The organism is Pantoea stewartii subsp. stewartii, from assembly GCF_008801695.1.
GTDB classification, from domain to species: Bacteria; Pseudomonadota; Gammaproteobacteria; order Enterobacterales; family Enterobacteriaceae; genus Pantoea; species Pantoea stewartii.
Genome location: NZ_VZPF01000015.1, coordinates 38301 through 54950 on the forward strand (window position 1 = coordinate 38301; position 16650 = coordinate 54950).

The 16650-nt window shown below is 54.1% G+C and carries 12 protein-coding genes, 1 tRNA gene and 1 pseudogene; 3 read left to right on the forward strand and 11 right to left on the reverse strand.

Annotation, left to right across the window (positions count from 1 at the left end; genetic code table 11):
• Positions 1–115: 115 nt before the first annotated feature.
• The 9 genes from F7Q90_RS06015 to F7Q90_RS06055 all read right to left on the reverse strand — a co-directional run bounded on the left by F7Q90_RS06015 (position 116) and on the right by F7Q90_RS06055 (position 11695).
• The gene (locus F7Q90_RS06015) at positions 116–1393 is read right to left on the reverse strand and encodes an NAD(P)/FAD-dependent oxidoreductase (RefSeq protein ID WP_006119656.1); all 1278 of its coding nucleotides are present in this window, start codon (positions 1391–1393) and stop codon (positions 116–118) included.
• A 10-nt stretch (positions 1394–1403) separates the two neighbouring features.
• Positions 1404–2072 carry a haloacid dehalogenase type II gene (locus F7Q90_RS06020; protein ID WP_006119657.1) on the reverse strand — a complete coding sequence of 223 codons (669 nt, stop codon included), beginning with the start codon at positions 2070–2072 and terminating at the stop codon, positions 1404–1406.
• A gap of 32 nt (positions 2073–2104) precedes the next feature.
• Complete coding sequence (locus F7Q90_RS06025; protein WP_006119658.1) at positions 2105–3574, reverse strand: aldehyde dehydrogenase family protein; 1470 nt, start codon at positions 3572–3574, stop codon at positions 2105–2107.
• A gap of 354 nt (positions 3575–3928) precedes the next feature.
• On the reverse strand, positions 3929–5386 hold the full coding sequence (locus tag F7Q90_RS06030) for an NAD-dependent succinate-semialdehyde dehydrogenase (RefSeq protein WP_006119659.1): 1458 nt from the start codon (positions 5384–5386) through the stop codon (positions 3929–3931).
• Positions 5387–5523: 137 nt separating this feature from the next.
• Positions 5524–6483, reverse strand: coding sequence for an HTH-type transcriptional regulator Cbl (cbl, locus tag F7Q90_RS06035; protein WP_006119660.1), 960 nt, complete (start codon positions 6481–6483; stop codon positions 5524–5526).
• 202 nt (positions 6484–6685) lie between these two features.
• Positions 6686–7603, reverse strand: coding sequence for a nitrogen assimilation transcriptional regulator NAC (gene nac / locus F7Q90_RS06040; RefSeq protein ID WP_006119661.1), 918 nt, complete (start codon positions 7601–7603; stop codon positions 6686–6688).
• Between the two features lie 603 nt (positions 7604–8206).
• On the reverse strand, positions 8207–9232 hold the full coding sequence (locus F7Q90_RS06045; protein WP_369974382.1) for an ABC transporter permease: 1026 nt from the start codon (positions 9230–9232) through the stop codon (positions 8207–8209).
• A 23-nt stretch (positions 9233–9255) separates the two neighbouring features.
• A complete protein-coding gene (locus F7Q90_RS06050; protein ID WP_006119663.1) occupies positions 9256–10740 on the reverse strand; it encodes a sugar ABC transporter ATP-binding protein in 1485 nt (494 codons plus the stop codon).
• 31 nt (positions 10741–10771) lie between these two features.
• Complete coding sequence (locus F7Q90_RS06055; RefSeq protein WP_006119664.1) at positions 10772–11695, reverse strand: sugar ABC transporter substrate-binding protein; 924 nt, start codon at positions 11693–11695, stop codon at positions 10772–10774.
• 503 nt (positions 11696–12198) lie between these two features.
• Here F7Q90_RS06055 and F7Q90_RS06060 point away from each other — a divergent pair.
• The 3 genes and pseudogenes from F7Q90_RS06060 to F7Q90_RS06070 form a co-directional block, all read left to right on the forward strand.
• Positions 12199–12274: transfer RNA gene (locus F7Q90_RS06060), tRNA-Asn, on the forward strand.
• A gap of 180 nt (positions 12275–12454) precedes the next feature.
• Complete coding sequence (locus tag F7Q90_RS06065; protein WP_006119665.1) at positions 12455–13717, forward strand: tyrosine-type recombinase/integrase; 1263 nt, start codon at positions 12455–12457, stop codon at positions 13715–13717.
• Positions 13718–13881: 164 nt separating this feature from the next.
• Positions 13882–14472: pseudogene (locus tag F7Q90_RS06070) on the forward strand (methyl-accepting chemotaxis protein); the annotation flags it as partial.
• A gap of 309 nt (positions 14473–14781) precedes the next feature.
• Here F7Q90_RS06070 and F7Q90_RS06075 read toward each other — a convergent pair.
• Together F7Q90_RS06075 and F7Q90_RS06080 are read right to left on the reverse strand one after the other, a co-directional pair.
• Positions 14782–15096, reverse strand: a complete 315-nt coding sequence (locus F7Q90_RS06075; protein ID WP_006119667.1) for an ArsR/SmtB family transcription factor — start codon at positions 15094–15096, stop codon at positions 14782–14784.
• A 14-nt stretch (positions 15097–15110) separates the two neighbouring features.
• Positions 15111–16229 (reverse strand): alkene reductase, encoded by a 1119-nt coding sequence (locus F7Q90_RS06080; RefSeq protein WP_006119668.1) that lies wholly within the window; start codon positions 16227–16229, stop codon positions 15111–15113.
• Positions 16230–16650 lie beyond the last annotated feature (421 nt).

The window sequence follows — 16650 nt, forward strand, 5'->3', positions numbered from 1 at the left end:
AATTCCCTGCGTTAATCAGACGGCACATGCTGTGTGGCGCGCACCGCGAAGGCGATGATCCGGTCATGATGTTTCGACCCGACAATGCTCCGGCGGCCTGAAAAACAATGTGAAGTTATGAAAGGCGATCCTTTGCTTTGTAGTAGAGCCCGGCGAGAGGCAGGAACCACGGTTTTCCGTGATAACCCGGCAGTGCAGGCCATGTCTCGCGCTGCCAGGGGTTATCGCGGGATTTCTCACTCAACAGATCGGCCATGACCCGGCCCATCCATACCGACATCTGCGTGCCATGCCCGCTGTAACCCAGCGAGTAAAACACACCGTCCTGTTCGCCTGCGTGCGGCAGGCGATCGGCGCTCATATCCACCATGCCGCCCCAGCAGTAGTCGATCTGCGTATGGCGCAGTCTGGGGAACATACTGGCCATGGCGGCGTGCAGGATGTCCCCGCTGCGGGAGTCTGACGTTGGGTTACTGATGGCGAAGCGTGCCCGGCCACCGAACACCAGACGGCTGTCCGCGGTGGTCCGGAAGTAGTTGCCGATGTTCATGGAGGTCACATAGTTACGTTTATGCGGCAGCAAGCCGGTAAGAAGCGCCGTATCCAGCGGCTCGGTCACCACGATAAAGCTGCCTACCGGCACAATACGGCGCTGGAACCACGGGAACGGACCGTCACTCGAACAGCCCGTCGCCATCAGCACTTTATCGGCCAGAATGTCACCTTTGCTGGTCACCACCCGATGGCGGTAGCCGTCAAGCCGTTCCAGCTTCGTAACGTGATGGTGCGTATAAATTTTTGCCCCACTGCGGGCCGCGACTTCGGCCAGGCCGACGCCAAATTTGCCCATGTGCATCTGGCCGCCGTGATGCTGTAGCAGGCCGCCATGGAAATCGCCGCCGTCGATCTCCTGCGCAATCTCTGACTGACTGAGCAGCTCCACTTCCGGATCCACCGTACGGCGCATCAGTTCCCAGGCCTCACGCAGGCCGGAGAAGTGCGACGCCTTACTGGCCAGTTTGAGCTTGCCGCACAGACGAAAGTCACAGTCAATCTGCTCGTCTTTAATCAACTGTCCGACATAGGTCACGGCATCATCGAATGCCTTATAGAACCGACTGGCCTGCTCAAGCCCCTGGCTGGCCACCAGTGAAGCAAAGTTTTGCGCCACGCCGGTGTTGCAGTGACCGCCATTACGGGCGGAGGCCTGACTCATTACCTCCCCGCTGTCCAGCACCACCACATTGATCCCACTGCGCGCCAGCGATAAGGCCGCCGAAACACCGGTAAAGCCCGCCCCGATCACCACCACATCCGCGTGGGCGGGTAACGGACCGCTGGCGGCCGCGCGAAACGCCGGTGCGGTCGCCTGCCAGTACGATTCCAGTTTCATGACGCTGTCCTCACAGACCCACGACGCCGGGCAGGCCGCCAATGTCTTTGATTTCGGTGTATTGGTAATAGGGGTTAGCCGGTTCGTGGCCACGGTTGACCCAGACCTTGTGTTTGATGCCAAGATCGTGCGCCGTCATCAGGTCATAGCGGAAACTGGAGGAGACATGCAGGATTTCATCCGGACGGCAGTCCAGTTTCTCCAGCATGTATTCAAAGCCTTTCATCTGCGGTTTATACGCGCCCGCTTCTTCTGCGGTAATCGTCATGTGGATGGGCGCACCCAGACGAGGAATATGGTGCGGAATCAGATCCTTCATTGAATTGGTCAGCAGCACCAACGGGAAGGCTTCCGCCACTTTAGCTAACCCGGCAGGTACATCCGGATGCGGTCCCCAGGTGGCGCAGTCGGTGTAAATGTAATCGCTGTCTGCCTGCGTCCATGTCACGCCCCACTTTTTACAGGTGCGCTGAATCGCATTGCTGACCACATCGTAATAGGGTTTCCACGCGCCCAGCACTTCGTCCAGGCGGTAGCTGGAAAAGTCGGTCACAAAGGCCGCCATGTCTTTCGCGTCGACGCGATCGTGAAAACAGAGTTTTGCCGCACCGGCCATATCAAAAAAGATCAGCGTGCCATAGCAATCAAACGTGATGAATTTGGGTTTAAACAGTGCCATTACATTAACCTCGTTATTGTCTGGTTAGGTGCTTAAAAATCGATAAGGACGCTTTTCTGGCGCTGGCAGGCCTGGAACGCCTGACGACCCAAATCTTTGCCGATACCGGACCCCATGAAACCTCCGGTAGGAATAATGAAATCGCCGGACCGCCCGTAGCGGTTGACCCATACCGTGCCGGAAGCGATTCCCCGTATCGCACGCATCGCACGTGGCAGGCTCAGCGTGTGCACCCCGGCGCACAGGCCATAGGTCTCATGTGCCGCCAGCCCCAGCCCTTCGTCTTCGCTGTCGAACGTCTGAATTGTCAGCACAGGCCCGAAGATTTCCTGCTGCACTGCCGGATTATCCTGTTTCACCTGCGTCAGCAGCGTAGGTTGCCAGAACCAGCCCTCGTCGGTATCCGCGAAGCGGTCACCGCCCACCAGCACGTCTGCGCCCTGGGCTTTCGCCGCCTCAATCACGGACTGCACTTTGTTGCCCTGACGCGCATCAATCAGCGGGGCATAGCGGCTGGTCTCCTGCCAGGTCACGCCAGGCCGGACCTCACGACACAGCGCCGCCAGCCGTTCCGTCAGCGCACCGGCAATACCGCGCTGCACAATCAGGCGCGTTCCGGCAACGCAGGCCTGGCCGCCATTGGCGGTAAAGCCACGCAGAATGCGTTGTGCCAGCACCTCAATCTCGCCCGCATCATCAAACACCAGTTGGGGGCTTTTGCCGCCTAACTCCAGCGTGACGGGCTTCATGCCAAACTGGGCCGCATCACTCATAATGCGCGCGCCTGTGACAGTGGAGCCGGTAAAGGAGACTTTGCGCACCAGGGGATGCCTGACCAAGGCGCTGCCGGTCACCGCACCGCTGCCCTGCACAATATTCAGAATGCCCGCCGGTAACCCGGCCTGCACCGCCAGCTCGGCCATACGCACGGTGGACAGCGGCGTCAGCTCTGAGGGTTTTAGCACTACCGCATTGCCTGCGGCCAGCGCAGGTCCGCATTTCCATGAAGCCATGGACAGCGGGAAGTTCCACGGCGTGATCGCCCCGATAACGCCATAGGGCTCCGCAATCAACATGCCCAGGCTACTGTCGCGTGTCGGAAACAGATCGCCGCTGTATTTGTCGGCGCACTCGGCATAGAAGCGAATGGCTTCGGCAGTAAAGGGAATTTCATGTTGCACAACATCGGTAATCGGACGGGTTGAGCCAAGGGCTTCAAGCTGCGCCAGCAGGGGATCCTGTTCGATTAAGTCTGCCCAGCGGCGCAATACCCGACCACGTTCACGCGGTGCACATCCTGACCAGCCGCTGGTTTTCAATGCCTGATGTGCCGTCATGACGGCATGGTCAACATCCTCTGCCTGGGCTTCGCCCAGCGTGGCAAACACCTTGCCATCAGACGGGCGTTTAACGGCAAAAGCGTCGCCCTGTGTCTGTACATGTTTTCCGCCAATATAGTGACCAGGCGGGAGTTGCACGCTTTCCGGGTCGAAACTCAACATGAAAGAATCCTTATTTGTTACACCCATCACATGCTGGATGAATTAATTTCTGGCAATGCTTTTCGGCACGCTTTATTAGGTAATGCAGAAAGTATGCCAGCCGTTAAAAAAATAAAAATGCGTTTAAAACCGCCCAAAAAAAATTTTTGTGCCGTATTCGTGAAGGATTTATTGCGGAATTGCCGAAGGGTTAAACAGATGATTTACTTCACAAAAAAGCCGCATTGCTTTGGTGCAATGCGCATGAAACTTGCACTAAAAAGGAGAATACGGATAAAACGTCGATCTGGCGCACAAAAAAAACGCCAGCATAACGTTCATGCTGGCGAGGAATATCAGAAATTAAAAGTTAAATTACAGACTGCCCATGTGAAATGTTTTTTGCTCCAGATATTCGTCAATGCCATATCGCGACCCTTCGCGACCTATCCCGGATAATTTCACGCCGCCAAACGGCGCGACTTCCAGCGAAATTACGCCGGTATTAAAACCGACCATGCCAAACTCCAGCGCTTCCGCCACGCGCCAGGCTCGACGGATATTTTCAGTAAAGAAGTAAGCGCCGAGACCAAAGGGTGTGTCATTTGCCATCGCCAGCGCCTGTTCTTCATCATCAAAGATAAACAGCGGAGCCACCGGTCCAAAGGTTTCTTCCAGCGCGATGCGCATCTCACTCGTGACCTGTCCCAGCACGGTGGGCTGCACCCACGTACCGGGGTCGTTGCTGATGCCACCGGTCAACAGCGTTGCGCCTTTTTGCAGCGCATCATCAATGTGCCCGTTGACCTTCTCCACCGCGGAGGTATTGATCAACGGCCCGATAGTGCTGCCAGGGGCAAAACCATCTCCGACCTTCAGGGTCGCCACCGCGTCCAGCAGTCGGGCGGTAAAGCGTTCATAGATGTTACGCTGCACCAGAATACGGTTGGCACACACACAGGTTTGTCCCGCATTACGGAATTTGCTGGTCATCACGCCCGCGACGGCAATCTCGATATCCGCGTCGTCAAAGACAATAAGCGGCGCGTTGCCGCCCAGCTCCAGACTCAGGCGTTTAATGCTGTCAGCGCACTGCTTCATCAGCAGCTGGCCCACGCGCGTTGAGCCGGTGAACGAGATTTTACGCACCAGACGGCTTTCGGTCAGCGCGGCGCCGATGTCTGTCGGCATGCCGGTGAGCACCTGTAAAACGCCTGCCGGGAAACCCGCGCGCTCGGCCAGCACGGCCAGTGCCAGTGCAGACAGCGGCGTCAGGTCAGACGGTTTAACGATAATCGGGCAGCCTGCCGCCAGTGCCGGTGCGACCTTGCGGGTAATCATTGCGATGGGGAAATTCCAGGGCGTAATCGCTGCCGCGACGCCAACCGGTTGTTTCAGGACAATAATGCGCCGGTCGGTCGTTGGGGCGGGAATGGTGTCGCCATAAATCCGACGCGCTTCTTCCGCAAACCATTTCACAAAACTGGCACCGTAGAGCACTTCACCGCGCGCCTCCGCCAGCGGCTTGCCCTGTTCAGCCGTCATGATGATGGCCAGATCGTCAGCGTTATCAAGAATAAGCTGATGCCATTTTTCCAGCAGCGCCGCACGGGTGGCATTGGGGGTTGCAGCCCATGCATGGCGGACCGATTCGGCACAGGCAATTGCCGCCTCCGTTTCCTGGCGACCTAACGCCGGTACGCTAGCCAGCGTTTCGCCCGTAGCCGGATCGTTAACGGCGAGCGTTGCGCCCTGATAACCGTGTTGCCATTCACCGGCAAACAGCGCCTGCTGGCGCAGTAGTGTGTGATCTTTCAGTTGTATACGTGACATCGCATCCCCCTTTTTCAGTTCTCTTCACTTTATCGGTTGGGGGAAGCGCAGGATGTTGTTATTGGCAGTCAGAAAGCGTTCGCTATGACGAATGACGGCCGAAAAAAAATTTTATGCCGTCAGGGCGCAACGCGGAGTCAGATTTGAAAGTCGATTACGGGCTCATCATCGCCTGCCGTAGAGAGCGCCTGCGCTTTAATTTCTTCAAGCGACAGATTCGCGTTGCACAGCTCAAGGAACTGCCAGACGTAATTGCGCTGCAGTTGTCCCCGTTTCAGGCCCAGCCAGACGGTGTTGGCGTCGAACAGGTGAGTGGCATCCAGCCGGACCAGCTCTCCGCCCGGCTCCTTTTCACAGGCCTGATCGGCCAGAATACCGACGCCCAGCCCGAGTTTGACATAAGTGCGCACCACATCGGAATCCTGGGCGCTGAGCACGATATCCGGTTTTAAGCCGGCGCGCTGAAACGCGCTGTCCACCCGGGAGCGGCCGGTAATGCCCTGCCGGTAGGTAATTAACGGATGCTGACTGAGGGCATTCAGTGAGACCGGCTGCTGTTGTGCCAGTTCATGATCGCGCGGGACCAGCAGTGCATGATGCCAGCTGAACCAGGGAAACGCGGCCAGGCTGTTATTATTCGCCAGCATTTCACTGGCAATCCCGACATCCACCTCACCGGCCAGTAGCATATTCACAATTTCCTGCGGCGATCCCTGATTAAGTTCAAGCCGGACATTAGGATAAAGCTGGCGAAAGGACTTGATGACCGGCGGCAGGCTGTACCGGGCCTGCGTATGTGTGGTGGCGATAGAGAGAATGCCGCTGGATTCGTTCGTGAAGACATCGGCCAGGCGACGCACTTTACCGGCTTCATCAAGAATGCGTTCGGCGATGGTAAGCAGCGCCTTGCCCGGCTCCGTCATACCAAGCAGGCGCTTGCCCCGGCGGACAAAGATTTCGACGCCAAGCTCATCCTCCAGATCGCGAATATGACGGCTGACGCCTGATTGCGAGGTAAACAGCGTGCTGGCGACCTCCGTGAGGTTGAACTCCCGCCGCGCGGCTTCGCGAATAATTTTAAGTTGCTGGAAATTCAAAATATTTACTTCTCTTTACGCAATCTGATCATTCGATAATAAAACGCTTATCGATAACCTGAGATAATAAAAAAGATTTATTTATGCGTTTGAAGCATATAGCCGGCGGCAGGACGCACAGAGAGGACAGCATAGAAGAGGAGAAAAGGCAGCGGCGCGGTTTTACGCGCCCTGCTTGAGAGGGATAAACAGAACGCTGTGTTTAGCTGACCAGCGTGAGTTCGCGTTTTTCAGTCAGTGGCTTGTTGAGCAGCGACAGCAGAATATTTTTAACGGCCTGTGCGGGTGGCGATAACGGCAAGCGGTGCGAAAGATTCAGTGACAGCGGCAGGCTGATGGTCGGGCTGGTGATCCGCGCCATCCAGGCCTGGGTTGAACCAACCAGCGCTCTGGCCGCCGATTCAGGCAACACGGTCACGCCCATCCCGCTGGATATTGCGGCGGTGAGCGTCGAAAGCGATTCGATCTCGCCAATAATGCGCGCGCTCAGGCGGCGCAGTGAGAAAGCCTCATCAACCCGCTGGCGCACGGCGCTGTAATCACGCGGCAGAAACAGGCTCATCTGGGCTACCTCGGCCAGATCGACGTTGGCGCCAGGGCAGGCGGTTGCGCCGACCAGATAGAGATCTTCTTTCAGCAGGGGCACGCTGTTGATGCCCGCCGTGGGGGCGCGGTCATACAGCACCGCCATATCCAGTTGCCCGCTGATGATGTTGTCATTCAACGCACTGCTGCTGTTTTCATGCAGGTAAATCATGATATCCGGGTACTGTTCCCGTACGGTTTGCAGAAGCGGCATAGTTAACGCGGATGCCGCCGTGCCCGGTGCCAGACCGATTGACACCTGCCCCTCCACCACCTGACCGGCATTCATCACCGCAGACTGGGCCAGCTCACACTGCCGCAGAATGACGCGTGCATGGCTGTAAAGCAGTTTACCGGCTTCGGTCGGTGTGACGCCGCGTTTGGTCCGGTTCAGAAGCTGCTGTTCCAGTTCGCCTTCCAGCGTAGCAACCTGCTGGCTCAATGCAGGCTGAGCAATATGCAGCACTTCTGCTGCCTGTGTCAGGCTACCGATATCGACGATTTTCACAAAGTATTTCAGCCGTCTTAAGTTCATCTTGCCTCCGTCGCTACGTCAAGGTGTCTGGCTGGTCGCTACTCACCAGCCTGCATAAGAGGGAATTGCAAGATGCAGACCAGGTTTATTCAGTTTGCAAAATATCTTTGAAAATTTTTCTAACAGTCGGATAAAAAAGCGTTTCCTGTTACCTCTAAAGAGGTAATCCCGGACGACTGCCAGACCTGCTTTTCCCATTCATGTCGCCCTGCACCGCAATAGTGCGCAACATGACAGACCAGCGTGCAGGGATGGTTAACAGGCAATCTTCACCGAGGATGAGGCTTGACGACCGGGAAATCCTCCCACCTCTCCGGGGCAGGGTTTATCCGTAAAAGGCGGGAAACGTAACAGGTTTAGCAGACCGCCGGGGCGGCGTTATTGCGGCCCGGCAGACGTGCAAAGGCGCATTAGTTAAAAGAAATAACCGAAACGTTTACTACCCTGTTTTTTCTTTTAACAGGATCGCGAAACGGGACGACGCAAACGCATTTGTGATGTAGCAAGGCGGCGGTGGCGCTTAGTCCCGGGCGCAGGGTGAACGATGTGACCGGGATAAGCGCCTGCCGCCAGCGCCGCTACAGCGCCAAGGCGGCAGCGTATTCAGCGTTTGGCACGGTTGCGTCGCATATCGATAGTCACTGCGGCGACGATGATGATGCCTTTGATGATATCCTGGATATACGCATCTACCCCGACAAACGTAAAGCCACTTTTAATCAGACCCAGTATCACCGCGCCTATCAGCGTGCCGGTAATGCGCCCTACGCCGCCCATCAGGCTGCTGCCGCCGATAACCGCCGCGGCAATCGCATCCAGCTCATAGCCCACGCCCATGCTCGACTGGCCGCTACTGACGCGCGCCGCCAGTACCACGCCCGCCAGACCGGACAACGCGCCTGCGATGGTATAGACAATAATCAGGTATTTATTGACGTTGATACCGGACACTTTGGCCGAGGTCATATTACCGCCGATGGCGTACACGTATTTGCCGTAGCGGGTATGTTTCAGTGCGATGTGGAACACCAGCGCAACCACCAGGAAGATAATGACCGGCATTGCGCCCTGGCCAATCGAGGTGAACCCGTCAGAGAGGAAACTGATAGGGTTACCCTGGGTGTAATACTGTGCCAGTCCACGGGCCGACACCATCATGCCCAGCGTGGCAATAAACGGGGGAATACCGGTACGGGTAATTAATACGCCGTTAATCAGACCGCACAATAACCCTACCCCAATGCCGGCCCCAATCGGCACCACCGCGGGCATGTTCACCAGTGACGGAAACATCGGGGTCAGCGTATCTGAAGTTTGCGCCAGACTGGCGGCTACCACGGCAGTGAGTGCAATAACCGACCCGGAGGACAGATCGATACCGGTGGTAATAATGACCTGGGTCACGCCCACAGCAATGATGCCGATAATGGCAACCTGCAGGACGATAAGAATCAGACGATTGGTGTTCATCAAAAAGGACTGATCGCGCACATACCAGCCAAACATTTCGAAAATTAACGCAATGCCGACCATCACGACAAAAATGCCGGTATCTTTTGGCAGTTTCTGACGTAAATGCGCAAAAAAAGAGGGTTGATGCTGAGGAGCCTGCGTGGCCGTTGCTTTCATATTACTCATCGTGGTTTCGCGCCTCATTCGGATGCTAACGACAAAATAGTTTCCTGATCGGCCTCGTCTTTATCGAGGGTGCCGGTAATGCGCCCACCATGCATCACCATGATACGGTCACTCATGCCCAGAATTTCCGGCAGCTCTGACGACACCATAATGATGGCAACTCCACGGTTGGCCAGTTCACTGATCAAACGGTAAATCTCTGCTTTCGCCCCGACGTCAATTCCACGGGTCGGCTCATCAAGAATCAGGATTTTGGGTTGAGCCAGCAGCCAGCGGGCAATCAGGACTTTCTGCTGATTCCCTCCGCTCAGGTTATTAATGATTTGGTCCATGGTGGGGGTTTTGATATTCAGACGGCGGATCTGATCCATGCAGTCCTGAGCCATTTTCACATGACTGACAAAACCGCCTTTACCGCTGTATTCAGGCATGTTGACGATGCTCATGTTCTCTAACACCGACAACACCAAAAACAATCCGGACTTCTTGCGATCTTCTGTCAGAAACGCCATTCCTTTTTCGATGGCGACCGACGGCGAATCAATAGCGACCGGCACACCATCAATCAGGATTTCGCCGCTGTCGAAAGGCACCATGCCAAACAGGCTTTCCATCACTTCACTGCGTCCGGCACCGACCAGACCCGCCACACCGAGAATTTCCCCACGGCGCACGCCAAAGCTGACGTCGGAAAAGCGGTCCTGACAACTCAGATGACGAACGGTGAGCACCTCTTCCCCAATCGCATTATTGAATTTCGGGAACAGCTGCGTCAGCTCACGTCCGACCATTTTGGTAATCAGCGACTGACGCGTGAATGCGCTGCTACTGTCGCTGCCCACCCAGCTGCCATCGCGGAACACGCTGATTTCATCCGTAATGGCGAAGATCTCATCCATTTTGTGACTGATATAAACGATGGCTTTGCCCTGCTCGCGCAGATCACGAATGATGGTAAACAGATGGGCGACCTCGGTTTCAGTCAGGGCGGAGGTGGGCTCGTCCATGATCACAATGTCCGAGTTCCAGGACACCGCTTTGGCGATCTCCACCATCTGCTGTGACGCAATACTGAGTTCGCCCACCAGCCGATCGGCTTTCAGCCTGATGTTCAGGCGGCTTAACAACTGCTGGGTTTCTTCATTCAGTCGGGCGTGATCGACAAAACCAAACTTCACCGGCTCCCGTCCCAGCCAGATATTCTCTGCGACGGTCATATGCGGCACCAGGTTGAGTTCCTGATGAATCATGGAAATACCGGAACGTAACGCATCCATGGTGTCCCTGAACTGCACTGGCTCCCCTTTAATTTTAATGGAACCCTGATCGGGACGGTACATCCCGATCAGGCATTTCATTAAAGTGGATTTGCCCGCGCCATTTTCACCCATCAACGCATGTACCGTTCCCGGACGCACACGTAACGACACATTATCCAGTGCCTTCACGCCCGGAAAGAACTTGCTGATGCCTTCGGCTTCAAGCGCAAACGCGGTCATACATCACCTCCGTTCCACAGGTTCAGGACGTTTATTTTTGGTTCATGCTGGTGTATTTGGTGTAGTTGTCTTTGGTGATCAGCTGGAACGGGATATCGACGATCTTTTGCACTTTCTCACCTTTGACGAGCTTAACCGCCGTTTGAACGGCACCTTCACCCTGTCCTTTTGCGTCCTGGAACACGCTGGCGACCATTTTGCCGTTCTTAATCATCTGCAGCGCATCGGGGGTACCATCGACACCGGCGACCAGAATATGTTTATCGTTTTTACCCAGCGCCTGAATGGCACCGATGGCCATTTCGTCGTTGTTTGATGCGATAGCGTTGATATCGTCTCCGGCGGTCATCCAGTTACTCACGACGTCCACCGCATCGTTACGGCTAAATTTCGCCGTTTGCTTTTGTACCACTTTAATATTCGGGTATTTCGCCACGACCGCTTCCACCCCTTTGGTGCGCTCGCGGGTGGATTCGTTCGCCAAATCACCCAGCAAAATAGCCACGTTACCTTTTCCGTTCATGGCTTTTGCCAGCGCTTCCATCTGCAGACGGCCCGCCAGTTCGGAGTCAGAACCCACAAACGCCATCTTGTCACCCAACTGCGCCTGGGGTTTGCGGTTGACGAACACCAGCGCCACACCCGCCTTAGATGCCTGATCGATAATCGGTTTCACCGCGTCGGTGTCCACCGGGTTAACAATAATGGCGTCGACGCCCTGACCAATAAAGTTTTGTACCTGCTGAAGTTGCTGCGCGACATCGCCTTTGGCATCTTCAATCTGACCTTTTACGTCATCCTTTTTCATCTCATTTTGTATAGCGTTACGCACAATGGTCAGGAAGTTATCGTCAAACATCGCCATCGAAACCCCCACGGAAATATCTTTCGCCATCGCAGCGGCGGGCAATATGCAGGCTAACAGTGAAGCAACAATCGTTTTTTTGATGTTCATAGGGACCCTTCTTATTTGTTAACTTGCTAGCGACTGACCTGTTGAATGAAAAATATTTTTTACATTCATACCGCCTCGCTGGCGTTTTTAATGGAAAATTTGAGGTAAGACGACTACGTTGACGCTTTTCTGACACCCCCACCACTTTTCTTATCTTCATGATTTCCATAAACATGCACTACAGGCGACGCGGACACATCTCAGAACATTCCATTTTGTCGCCGTAAACAGTTTATTTATTCCATAAATTACTTTTTTGAAATTTTTATCATAAAAGCACTGAAACAAGTGTTTTGATATCGTCAAATAACAAAAATTTGACATGCGTCTAACATCTACCCGGAAATGGGTTTAAAGTGAGATCCTGTTAGCAGTTTGAAAAGCAAGCGAATGCGTCAGATCTTCGCCAATGCGCTGCTTTTACACGCACTTGAACGCAAACCGTTAAAGAGTGCTTTGACATCCCGTACTGACGCCGCTACTATTCGCCCCGTTCCAACAATTCCTCTGTAGTTCAGTCGGTAGAACGGCGGACTGTTAATCCGTATGTCACTGGTTCGAGTCCAGTCAGAGGAGCCAATTTAAGGGAAGCAGACGTTCACTGACGTCTGCTTTCTGCATTTCTATCAGTTGGTTATCCCTCTTCAGTCGTTCACCCTCGTTCACTAAAAACCACTCGAAGCCATATCATTTTGATGGTAAAAATGCTGGTAATGCTGGTTCGATTTCCCTTTTACCAACAATCGAGGGGATGTTTTCATGTCACTGACTGATATTAAAGCAAAAAATGCAAAACCCCTTGAGAAGGAATACAAGCTTACTGATGGCTTTGGTATGTTCCTTCGTGTTACCCCTAAAGGTTCGAAATACTGGCAAATGGCCTACCGTTTTGAAGGGAAGCAAAAACTCTTCTCTATTGGTGTTTACCCTGCTGTTTCTCTTTCTGACGCAAGACAGCGCCGTGATGAAGCCAGAAGGCTTCTTGCTCAGGGCATTGACCCTAATGCAAAGAAACAAGCAGAGGTTAAAGAACTAAAGGCCAAGCGTGATAAGACACGCACCTTCACTGTGGTGGCTAAAGCTTGGTTCTCCACGAAAACAAAATGGTCAAAAGATTATGGTGACTCCGTATGGAAGCGCCTTGAAACCTATGTCTTCCCGACTATTGGCGATAAAGATGTTGCTGAACTGGATACGGGTGACTTGCTGGTTCCGGTGAAAAAGGTTGAGGCACTTGGTTATCTTGAAGCTGCCATGCGCATTCAACAATACATTACGGCGATCCTCCGCCATGCAGTCCAGCAAAAACTGATACGCCATAACCCCGCCTATGATATGGAAGGTGCAGTTCAGAAACCACAGACTGAACACCGCCCTGCACTGGAGCTGGAAGAAATACCGCAACTACTGAAAAAAATTACCGAATACAAAGGCCGCAGGTTAACCATACTGGCAATACAGCTCAATCTGATGATTTTCATTCGTTCCAGTGAGCTGCGTTTCGCTCGCTGGTCTGAAATTGATTTCAAAAGTAAGTTATGGGTGATACCTGAACAGCGGGAAGCGATTGAAAACGTCAAACATTCCACTCGTGGGGCCAAAATGAAGCGTAAGCACTTCGTTCCCCTTTGTAAGCAAGCCATGAGGATACTGAAAGAGATCCGACAACTGACTTATGAAGAAGGCAATGATGACGGATTAATCTTTACTGGCTGTTATGACTCGTTTAAACCTATGAGTGAAAACACCATCAACAAAGCCCTTCGCAATATGGGCTATGACACGAAGCAGGACATCTGTGGACACGGTTTTCGCACACTGGCCTGTAGTGCCTTAATTGAGTCCGGTTTATGGTCAGAAGACGCAGTAGAGCTTCAGATGAGCCACAAGGAAAGCAATAGCGTCCGTGCTGCTTATACCCACAAAGCCAAGCATCTTGATCAGCGCCGCCTGATGCTTCAGTGGTGGGCTGACTACCTTGATGCAAGCAGAAACGGTATGGTCAGGCCGTGGCTTTGTTGAATAAATGGATTTTATGCTGTGGTACTATGAAAACGGTTGTTTCAGATAACATAAAATCAATGCGTTACATGCTTGCGTATGACGGTGTTCTGTCTGGCATCAGCGTTTTCTACCAAAACAGTGCAGACAAAACAGAATGATTACCTATTATTCAACAAAGCCCCGGTGCGCAGCAGACAGCTGAATCTGCCCGGGCAACAGCAGAGACCGTTAACGCCGACAAGTCCAAGGTCAGCCACATGACCGATACCATGCACAACATCCATGAGAGCGCAGTCAAGGTCCGTGATATTACGTCCGTGATTGAAAGCATCGCTTTTCAGACCAACATCCTGGCGTTGAATGCCGCCGTGGAAGCCGCGCGTGCAGGTGAAGATGGTCGCGGATTCGCCGTCGTGGCTGGTGAGGTGCGGACACTTGCCCAGCGTAGTGCCACGGCCGCGAAAGACATCAAGCGTCTGATTGAACAGGCCGTCGCACACGTTGACAGCGGCGTAGAAATTGCCGCGCTAACCGGGCAGAGCGTCCTGAAAGTCATGAGTATGGTCAGCGACCTGGCTGAAGGGATGGACTCGATTGCCCGGGCCTCTTCTGAACAGCTGCAGGGAATTTCAGAAGTCAGCGTGGCAGTGAATCAGATGGACGGCGTCACACAGAATAACGCGGCGCTGGTCCAGGAATCGTCAATGGCCTCCCGTTCGCTGTCTGAACAGGCCCAAACATTACGACAGATTGTTGGATCGTTTAGCGTCTGAACATTCAGGTAACGCCGGCGTTCCAGGCTTCATCAGGAAGGTACAGGGGCAATCACATCCGCCTGGCGCAGGTTCACAGGCTGTGGTATCTGCGACAGATTCCGGCGCGTGTTGCGAACGGATGGCGCTTTGTATCGTGACTTATTCAGGCTGCCCTAAACGTCGCAACGGTAAAAGAGAGTGGCGCTCATGCGCCCTCTCTTCCTCGCCAGCGAAATGCGTGAGCCTGGCGCTGGTTTTCACTGCATGTCCTGACGTGCCACAACGCAGCGTTACCGGACGTTCGTGTGTCTGTCGTTGACAACCCGCCTACAGATCCTGCAGGGCCTGGATAATTGACGTATTCATCTCGTGAACCGCCTCTTCACGCCGGCGATAGTATGTCCATTTACCGACCTTGCTTGCCTCAAGCAGGCCGGCATCATGCAGCGCTTTCAGACATAACGAGGTGGCGGGCTGTGAGAGGCCCGCTTTGTCCTGAATAAGACTGGCACAGACACCGTACTGATCGAAGGGATACAGCTGAGAATAGTCAGCAAAGGCTTCGTCAGGGCGTTTAAGCCATTTGAGCACCGCAACCCGTGTCGGGTTAGCCAGTAATTTAATGGCATTTTCAGGTGTCATGCCGTCTCAGAACCTCAAGCAGAATAGAAAGGGTAGTCAGTATAGCCTTTCTCACTTCCACCATACAGTGAGGCAGGATCCGCGTTGTTCAGCGGGTAGCCCATTTTGAAACGCGCCGGTAAATCCGGGTTAGCGATAAACGTGCGCCCGAAGCCAAACAGATCGCCCCATCCCTTTTCCAGCATACGTTCGGCCTTTTCCCTGGTATAACGTCCGGAATACATGATGGGGGAACGGAAGGTTTCACGCAGCGCAATACGGAAGCTTTCGGGCATCTCCGGACTGTTGTCCCAGTCCGCTTCGGCGATAGACAGATAGCCAGTTTCAAGCTCGTTTAGCATCTGCGCAGCACGAATGTAGGTAGCATGCGGATCGCGTTCAACCAGCCCCAGATAAACGCGTTCTTCCTCTGTGCTTGAGAACAATGGCGCGAAACGTACGCCGACACGGTGACTGCCAAATACCGCACTCACCGCTTCGGTGACTTCACGCAGGAAGCGCAGGCGGTTATCAAGGGAACCGCCATATTCATCGGTACGGAAATTGGTGTGTTCAGAAATAAACTGATTGATCAGATAACCGTTGGCGGCATGCAGCTCGACACCGTCAAAACCGGCTTTTTTCGCGTTCTCTGCTGCCGTGCGGTACATCGCCACAATCGCTTTGACTTCCGATGTGGTCAGTTCGCGCGGCATGCTGGATTCCGTCAGCATACCAGCACCTGGTCCGGTTTCAATAAATACCCGTACACCGCTGGCGGCAACGGCGGAAGGAGCAACAGGCGGCTGTTTACCGGGCTGCAACGCATTGTGCGATACGCGGCCCACGTGCCAGAGCTGGCAAAAGAGCGTTCCGCCCTCTGCATGCACAGCGTCGGTGACGTTTCGCCATCCCGCAATTTGTGCGTCGCTGTGAATGCCAGGCGTCCAGGCATAGCCCTGCCCGCGCGGTTCAATTTGCGTACCTTCGGTAATCATGAAGCCCGCGCTGGCACGCTGGCGATAGTACTCCACCATCATCGTGCCGGGAATGTTGCCCGGCTGCTCGCTACGGCAACGGGTCAGGGGTGGAAGCGCAATGCGGTTACGCAACGTGAGATCACCCAGCGTCAGGGGCGTGAAAAGAGACGACATAATTAACATCCTTAAAAAGAAACAGGGCTGGCATTATATTTACACATTTAAATTTGTAGATATGTAATGTGTGCGGTTATCTCCCGTTGTCATGATGACTCTGCCAGATTGCCTTCACCGCGCCCTTCACCTAAGCGGCACCGTTATCCTCACGGCAGAACGACCGTGCTGATGGTGGCTGTTTCGGCTTTTTTGCGGCAAAAATCGGCATCACCCTGCCGGTCGGGAAATCTCCCCCTGTCCTTTATCAGCGCAGTCTGAACGGATGCAGCCTCGATGATGAACGCAGCAAAACAATGGCTGCTCGGCGCATAAAGCAGAAGATAGCCGCTTTATACCCTGTTAAATCGTCAGAGCCGGTCACCTGAAACGCGACCTGCGCTACAGCTCGGGCAGAGACGAAGGCGAGTCGCCTGCACAT